Origin of the sequence: Allomesorhizobium camelthorni (genome assembly GCF_011045125.1) — a bacterium.
GTDB classification, from domain to species: Bacteria; Pseudomonadota; Alphaproteobacteria; order Rhizobiales; family Rhizobiaceae; genus Allomesorhizobium; species Allomesorhizobium camelthorni.
In genome coordinates this window covers 1-7,802 of sequence record NZ_JAAKZF010000146.1, presented here as the reverse complement: position 1 = coordinate 7,802, position 7,802 = coordinate 1, and the positions used below count along the sequence as shown (strand labels likewise).

The 7,802-nt window shown below is 54.8% G+C and carries 6 protein-coding genes; all 6 read right to left on the bottom strand.

Going from position 1 to position 7,802, the window contains the following annotated elements; genetic code table 11:
- Positions 1 to 124 precede the first annotated feature (124 nt).
- Positions 125 to 463, bottom strand: coding sequence for a slr1659 superfamily regulator (locus G6N73_RS33665; RefSeq protein ID WP_165034236.1), 339 nt, complete (start codon positions 461 to 463; stop codon positions 125 to 127).
- Between the two features lie 17 nt (positions 464 to 480).
- The gene (locus tag G6N73_RS33660; RefSeq protein ID WP_165034235.1) at positions 481 to 1,035 is read right to left on the bottom strand and encodes a slr1658 superfamily regulator; all 555 of its coding nucleotides are present in this window, start codon (positions 1,033 to 1,035) and stop codon (positions 481 to 483) included.
- Between the two features lie 2 nt (positions 1,036 to 1,037).
- On the bottom strand, positions 1,038 to 3,413 hold the full coding sequence (locus G6N73_RS33655) for a SpoIIE family protein phosphatase (RefSeq protein WP_165034234.1): 2,376 nt from the start codon (positions 3,411 to 3,413) through the stop codon (positions 1,038 to 1,040).
- Between the two features lie 9 nt (positions 3,414 to 3,422).
- Entirely contained in the window at positions 3,423 to 4,601 is a 1,179-nt protein-coding gene (locus tag G6N73_RS33650) for a class I SAM-dependent methyltransferase (RefSeq protein ID WP_165034233.1), read from the bottom strand.
- Positions 4,598 to 5,143 carry a ubiquinone biosynthesis methyltransferase UbiE gene (locus G6N73_RS33645; RefSeq protein WP_425484189.1) on the bottom strand — a complete coding sequence of 182 codons (546 nt, stop codon included), beginning with the start codon at positions 5,141 to 5,143 and terminating at the stop codon, positions 4,598 to 4,600. Before G6N73_RS33645 ends, G6N73_RS33650 begins: the two co-directional genes overlap by 4 nt.
- 107 nt (positions 5,144 to 5,250) lie before the next feature.
- On the bottom strand, positions 5,251 to 7,044 hold the full coding sequence (locus G6N73_RS33640) for a putative bifunctional diguanylate cyclase/phosphodiesterase (protein WP_165034232.1): 1,794 nt from the start codon (positions 7,042 to 7,044) through the stop codon (positions 5,251 to 5,253).
- Positions 7,045 to 7,802: the final 758 nt, after the last annotated feature.

The window sequence follows — 7,802 nt, the reverse complement described above, 5'->3', positions numbered from 1 at the left end:
CTATGAGCCGACTAGCCGACTGGGGCAACGCGGCGGAAGACACTGGGCAAGCGTCGTGGCGCTAACTGCGGACCCGACGGGTCCGCAGTTCTACCTACACTTGACGCCTGGAAAAACCGCCTTGTCAGCCAACGAAGAGTTCCAACGCGGGATGTAGTTTTTTGAGATTTGGCAATGATTTCGACTGCCAAGGTATTTCTGAACTTCCCCGGACAATGAGTTGGACCTCCGGATGTTTTCTGACCTCTATTGTGAACTTGGCCAATAAATTGATACCTGACGAGTTAAGAAACTCCAAGTCTGTTAAATGTATCGTGATAGAAGGAGGATGAGAGGCAAGGACATTCATCATTAGCTGCAATATTGGCGCATAGGCCTCAGAACTGGCCAACCTCATCACGCCGTCAAAATAAATCTCAGCTCCTTCGTTCCACACGCGATAATTTGCTGTCGATATTTCCATGATGTCGCTTCATTTCATTAGTTAATAGTTTCTGTTACCAGAATTGAAGCATATGTTTCCAGGCGAACCTGATCTCTTTCGTCAGCCGGGCTGAAGACCCAACCCAGATTCGCGCCATAGTCGCTCATCAACGTCAGCAATCCAAGGCCGGAATTTGTCATCTCAGGGTCGGCGGCATTCGCTTCGATTCGCTGGATCAGGAGCTCACCCGGGTCGCCGGCTGTGATCTCCGACAGAAGATTCTGAAATTTGGCGGTCGTTTCGACATCGACAACATTCGAAACCTTCAATTTAAAGCTTTCCGATTCTAGGGCCGCCTCGATCGTGATCTCGCCTGGCGCACGAAACTTCACAGCATTTTCAATCAGTTCGTTGACGAGATAGCCAATGCTGTGTCGTACTTCCCTATGGTCGTTGCGAGAAGACTGAAAGCGTAAGGCAAAAACATCTGCGATGAAGTCCGAAGTAGTAGCGCAATGATGCCAACTAAGGTCGAGAGGTCCATCGAACAATCGCACTCGGCTGACGCTCTCTCTAATTGCAAAGTCGGCTGTTCCGAACAGTGTTGTCATTCCTACTTGTGCCTCATGATCACGAGTGTGATGTCGTCGTGAATTTTCTGAGTTCCTATATGGGCCATCAGATCCTCAATAATTCCGGTTTTGATCTCCTCAGCGCTCCTGCGATGGTAGTGGCGCGCGCTGTTAGAAAGGCGCATCAAACCGAACAGTTTGCCCTCCTGATTTTCCGCTTCGGTCACACCATCCGTGTGGAGCACGATCACATCGCCGCTGTTGAACGGAATATCGCGCGTTGCGATGAACGGCAGGATGTTGCGTTCGAGGCCGATCGGCAGACCAAGATCGGTGGTATTGATACGCTCGACCTCTCCATTTGCACGAACGACAAGAACCTCCTCGTGCTGCCCTGACAGGGTCACCCGCCCATTCTCGAAGTCAAGGAAAGCCAGCGAGAGATGCTTGTTGGTGTTGGTCCGTTCGATATTTTTATAGATGGCTCTGTTCAGTCGATCGAGAAACTGACGTGGATTGTCCTCGCCCGTCTCCTGCAGTGCGCGTGCAACGGATTGAACCATCAGCATCAGCACACCGCTTTCGAGCCCATGACCCGTCACATCGCCGATCCCGATCTTGACTCGCGAACCCTCTTGCAAGACGTCGTAGTAGTCGCCTCCAACTTCGTCGGCCGGCCGCATGTAAGCGGCGATTTCTACCCCGTGGATGGCTTCGAGCTCGCTGTCTCTCGGCAGAACCATCATCTGGATGTGTTTGGCAACCGCAAGCTCTGCACCGAGGCGGAGGTTCTCATCTCGCAATTTGCTGTTGAGGGCCGAAATCTCTTGATTTGCGCCTTCAAGCTCCTTCGTTCTTTCATCGACGATTTGCTCGAGATTTTCCGTATGGAAGCTGATCTCCTCCGCCATCCGATTGAACGCGACCCCCACCTCTCCCACTTCGTCATGCGTCGGAATGTTTACTCGAACCGAATAGTCTTTTGCCTGGAGCCGCTTTGCGGCTCCGGCAAGCGCACTGAGGCCTGCGGTGATCCGCTTTGATATTCCGAAGACAGCCGCAAAGACGATCAGGAGCGAAATGATAATTGCGATGATCTGGGAGACCAGGATCCGGTTGGTCGCGCCGGAAATGCTCTCTTGCGCCGCAAGTAAGGAAGCATAGATCTCCCGCTCCGGGACGACGAAGCCGAGCATCTGGTTTTCGGCTGTGATGGACCCCGTGCTATTCCAGAGATTAACTGCCTCCAGTCGGCGAAGCGCGACGATGTGAGGTTCGGCTTCGCCATCCTCCTCCCCAATCGAAATATGCTTGATGATCGTCTTGTCGTCGGCAGGAAGTTCGAGCGCCGCAACGGCCGCATGCGTACTTTTCCTGAGCGAGCGGTCGAGTCCGGTAACGCCTTGACCCGCCGCACCGCTTGCAATCTTGAGCCCAAGCGTTTTCTCGCCTTCAGGCTTGATCGCAAGCACATTGCCATTCGACATGGTGAGGAAGCCGAAGCCTGTCTCGGCGACTTTCACGCTTTCGACGATATTAGCGAGCTGATCGAGCGTTACGTCCGAAGCGACCATGCCGGCCACATCCTTGCGGTCTTTAGTCCAGAGCGGATGGAAGAAGCTGACAATGAGCTTGCCGGTAATCGCATCGATATATGGGGCAGTCGCGGTGATGTTTTCGCCTTCTACGGGGCGCGATTTCGTGTCCCTGATCCACCCTTGCCAGCCTTCATAGACGCCAGGAAAAAAGAAATCCCAGAAATTTGCATTGTTGTGGCCCGGATAGAGCTTGTCGAAGGTTTGCGCCTGATCGGAGTAGGGAGTCGTGCGCATGATAGGTGCTGCCTTCGGTCCAACATAATAGACCTGCAGCTTCCTAGCGCCTGTTGCCATCTGGCTCGGGCCAAAAATATCGAATGCCGCACTCTCCTGAATGTTGCGGAGAATTTCGGGCTTTGGTCGGCCATCGGGGGAGAGGAGATATCCCCAGACACTCAAGACCGAAGGCGATCCTTGCGGGCTCTGCATCCAGTTTCCTTGAGGGTCATATACAAGCGGCGCATTGAAATAGGAGTTCGTCGCCAGCGCGCTGCCGATTGCCTCCTTCGCCTCCGGATGATCAATCAGTCTCTGCATGGAGCCTGCAAGTGCGGTCACCTCGGAGTGCATTTGGTCGAAGAGGAGATCGGCGCGCAGCGCAGTCGTCTCGATATAATTCTGAAGGTATTCCTGGCTCGCCTTGGTGAGGCCGCTCTCGATCTGATACGTGGCGTCGCGGGAAAGCCGGTTGACGTTCCACAAGGCGACGCTTCCACCGACCAGGAGGTCGAAGAGCACCGCCCCCCCTACAACCACCATGAATTTCGCGCGGAAGCTGTTGAGCCGGAAAACAGACCAGGGTTTAGGGGAAGATGGCATACGAGTCGCTCACAATGGCTTACGTCCCGATGCAACCCAGATTGGCCATCCGGCATATCCCTTGGGGTGGAGCGCAGCGAAAATGTGATCCTGGAAACCCTGTCGCAACCGTTTGACGAACGCTGGCGAGTCGCCTCGCTTTGTCGCCATCTCGCCTGCATAGACGTTCTCCCATGCCGCGACGACATCCGCGAAGTCCTGCGGATCGCCGTCGTGGTTGGTGACCATGAAAGACTCGACTCGAATGTCTTCGAATCCCGCTTCGATCAGGTATCGACGGCTTTTGGGGCCAAGCTCGATATCCATCTGGAAGTGCGCCCAAAGCTTGGCGACTTCGTTATAGGTCCACTGGATACTATCGGCGCGCGGTTCGCCCAGGCAGTGCGAGTTCTTTTCATTAGTGATGTAGACGCGTCCGCCCGGCTTGCAGATGCGGAAGAGTTCCTTGAGGATCAGTTCGGGCTTGTTGAACACCTGCAGGGAGTGTCGGCACGTGACCAAGTCAAACTGATCTTGGTCGAGCAGCATTTCTGACGCGTCGCCATAGGTATATTCAATGCCTCCGATATCGAACGCCGCAGCCACCCTTCGCGCATATGCAAGGCTTGATCTGGAGTGGTCGAGAGCGACAATCCGTGATGGCTGAAACTCTTTCTGCACGAGCACGGCGAAATCACCAATTCCGCAACAGATGTCGGCCATGATGATACCGGGCTGCAGGCCGTGTCGCGGCAAGATTGTGCGCTCGTGGCGCCAAGTCATCTTCGTCTGTGTGCGGAGGATCGGAATGAACCCGCCTTCTTCGAGGAAGCTCTGCCCCGGATAGAAATCACTGTCATACTCTTGAACCGTGATGTTCGGTTCGATTCCGTTCAAGCGCCCGAATTTTCTGGTCGTCCACCCGACAACACTTGACGTGATGAGTACGAACCTGAGATCGGGTCGAGCGCGACAGGCGTCAATGATGACCCGCGAGAACGCATGGAATGCGGTGTTGTTCATTTGCGTCAATCGTTTGACGTTTACGTACAGAGTGCCGCGCACGCGAGCGATCGATTCCTTCAACAGGGCAATGCTGGCCGCAAGCTCATCAATCGACTGGGGCCGCAGTATTCCCGATATCGAGAACTCCTGATCGTTCACGTCGTATTGCGCTCTGAAACGCGGGTAAAGGTTGTACGTGCTCAACTTGGCATACCCTCAAGCGGAAGATCGACGACAAGAGTGATGATATCAGCGCCGGCCTGCTCGACCCGAATTGTCGCGTTGTAGTCGATTGCCAGCTCCAAGAGAACGATTTCACGACTGGGCGCGAGGTCTCCGGACACCGAGTTGAGATAGCGCTCCATTGCCTCCGACCCCGCAATTTGCAACACCGCTTCTTCATAGAATTGTCGTTCTTCGGGCATGCAAGGGAATGTCAGTTCGATCCTGTCCGTCTCACCCCGGCGGGACAGCCTACAGGCTATTTCGCCGCCGGAATGCCGCGTACGAAAGGCGACCTCCAGCAATTCGTTCAACGCAGAGGAAAAGAGGTTTGAATGCCGTACGGAGTCAGTTCTATTGTGGCTGATCATTCGCGCCGAGTACGTCGAGATTTGATCGCAGAGTAACCAATCAGACATAAAAGTTTGGATTTCCAAATCGATCTGGATCATTGTCTCAAAGACTGCTTCGCCATCTTCGTCATGAGAAGCAATATTCATCGGCATTCCCCACTCATTTTCCATCTGCATTTTTAGTCGAGCGATGCGACGAACCCTTCCCGGACGGCAGTTGACCTGTCTCTGGAAATCCGCATCGCCCTACCTCGCTTGCCTCAGTTTCGTCCACGGTGCTACGCATGGGGCCGGACGCTGGATCGCCCGATTTCTTCCCCCCTTTGGCGTATCACTTCCTTGGGAGATCGCCTGACGAAATCGCGCGTCGCCTCGGCTCCGAGCGGCCGTCCCAGGAAATCGCCCTGGAGGTAATCACAGTCTTCCCTGATCAGCCACTGTGCCTGCTCCGGTGTTTCAACTCCCTCCGCGGTGACGCTTATCCCCAAGCCGTGCGCCATGCCTATGATCGATCGCACGATCGTCTGACTTTTTCGATCGGTTTCTAAGTCTTTTACGAAGTACCGGTCTATCTTCAATATGTCGAACGGGAAGTTCTTCAGGTAACTCAACGAGGAGTAGTAGGTGCCGAAATCGTCTAGCGCGATTCGTATCCCGAGAACATTCAGGGTGTTCAGTGTGTCAATGTTGTCGACGGTTTGCTCGAGAAGGACGGTTTCGGTAATCTCGAGCTCAAGCCGGTCGGCGCGGATTCCGACTGCGTCGATGATCTGAGCAACGGTGTCCGTGAGCGAACCGCTCAGGAACTGCGCCGGCGACAGGTTTACGGCGACCGTCAATGAAGATGGCCATCTCGTTGCTTGGCGGCAGGCTTCCTCGATCACCCATCGTCCAATCTCGTCCATGAGGCCGTCGGCTTCGGCGATCGGTATGAATACGCTCGGAGGGATGGTCCCGACTTCGGGATGACGCCATCGCAGCAGCGCTTCGAAGCCCACGACCGAAGCGGGAGCACGAATGAGCGGTTGATATTCAAGATAAAGCTCGTTCCGCTCCAGCGCCATTCGAAGATTGCGCCTCAGGTTTTCACGCTGTTCGAGCAGGAGCAGCATCGAGCGATTAAAAATTCGCGCACAGCCGCGTCCATCTTGTTTGGCTGCATAAAGGGCGATATCCGCGGCCTTCATCAACTGCTCGCCCTCGGTCGCGTGTTCAGGTCCGAAAGCAATTCCGATGCTCGCGCCGACGAAGACGGGGATGTCGTTGATCATGAACGGCGCCCTGAATGCTTCAATTAACGACCCCGCGAGGCGTTCCGCTTCGGCCGGCTGTCCCCTTCCCGATTGAATGACGGCGAACTCGTCTCCAGCTAACCGATATGCGAATTCGCCGTCCTGCAGCGTGTCCCGGATCCGGCCTGCTGCCAGTTGAAGCAACGTATCGCCCGTTCCATGGCCGAGTGTGTCATTGACCGCTTTGAAACCGTCAAGGTCGATTTGCAGCAAGGCAGTGGCATTTGATTCATCGACCACCGACAGAGCTTGTCGCAGGCTTTCGCTGAACCGCCGCCGGTTTTGCAATCCGGTCAACGCGTCGTGCGTCGCCTGATGAAGCAGCATCATATGCTCTTGCTCTTCCGCCAGAGCCCGCCTGTGCTGCTCCGCTTCTCTGGATTCAATGATTCCAATTCCATTCGCAGCAGCAAAAACGACAGCCGGACGAGGCGCCTCCCCAAGCGATCGCTGGAGATCGATATTTATTGAAGTACCGCCGCGCAGCACGCGATCAAATTTTTCAATGAGCTCAGTGTCGACGTTCGGATAAATCTCCCGCAGACCAACACCCGCTTCTAGCGGGCGGCTGTGGACGCTTTTGAACTTGGTTGCGTAGTGCGTCAGGCGGAAGTCCCGATCATAGAACGACACAACATCAGTCGTGTTCGCCAAAAAATCCAGGAGACGTGCTTCGCTGATGGAGGACGGAGGACTCGGTGAAAGCTCCGCCCTCTTTGCTCCGGCACCCAGTGCTTTCGGACGTCCGAGCCAGTTCCAAAGGCGGTACAAAATCCGCATCTCCTCACCCACACCGTGAGGCTAGCAAACGGTGTGGCGAGTTGCAAACTACAGGTTGCGGCGGCGCTTCGGACGAGTCATAGAGACGCCGTTGGCCGAACCGTTGGCGGAGACACAAAGAATGTACCGCGGACGGGCCGGAGCCGAACACCCAAAAGGATGCTCTCGACAGGATCGCCAGCACACGATCTGTGATCGCGCCACCCAGAAGTGGATGTGAATGGGCGATGGTTCAACCTCGGTTGCCGTTGATGACATTTTCTGCGCGCTCCGAAACTGACGAGCGGCTTTTCTGGCTAAGCCGGGCGGAATTCGACACATAGCTGATGTGGAACATTGTCGGCATTTTCCATATCTCATTAAGTGCCCCGAAACACGTTTCGTATACAAACGTATAAAGACGGGGAGTCAGTTATGAATAGTCGTGCATTCAAAAACTATTGCCGCGAAGATTCTCGGCACCATGCAAATATTTCCACGCATAAGTTCCGCAGACGTGGTCTAGCGGCAGCTGCATTTGCTTCTGCATTGGCTATATTGGCGTCAGGCTGTGCGCGTATGCCCGACAAGACAATTATTGCAGAATCCGTGTCGACGGAATCTGGCTATCCCAATGTACCGGTTAAAAGGGCAATGGCCCCGGGCAGAAGAGGCGGTAAAATGTTGCCCGTGAAGCAGGCTAGCAGTAGCTATCTTGGCAGGGCGCAATACATCTGCACTCCGAGCGGCTTCGGGAGGACCTCAGGCTGCTTTCTTCG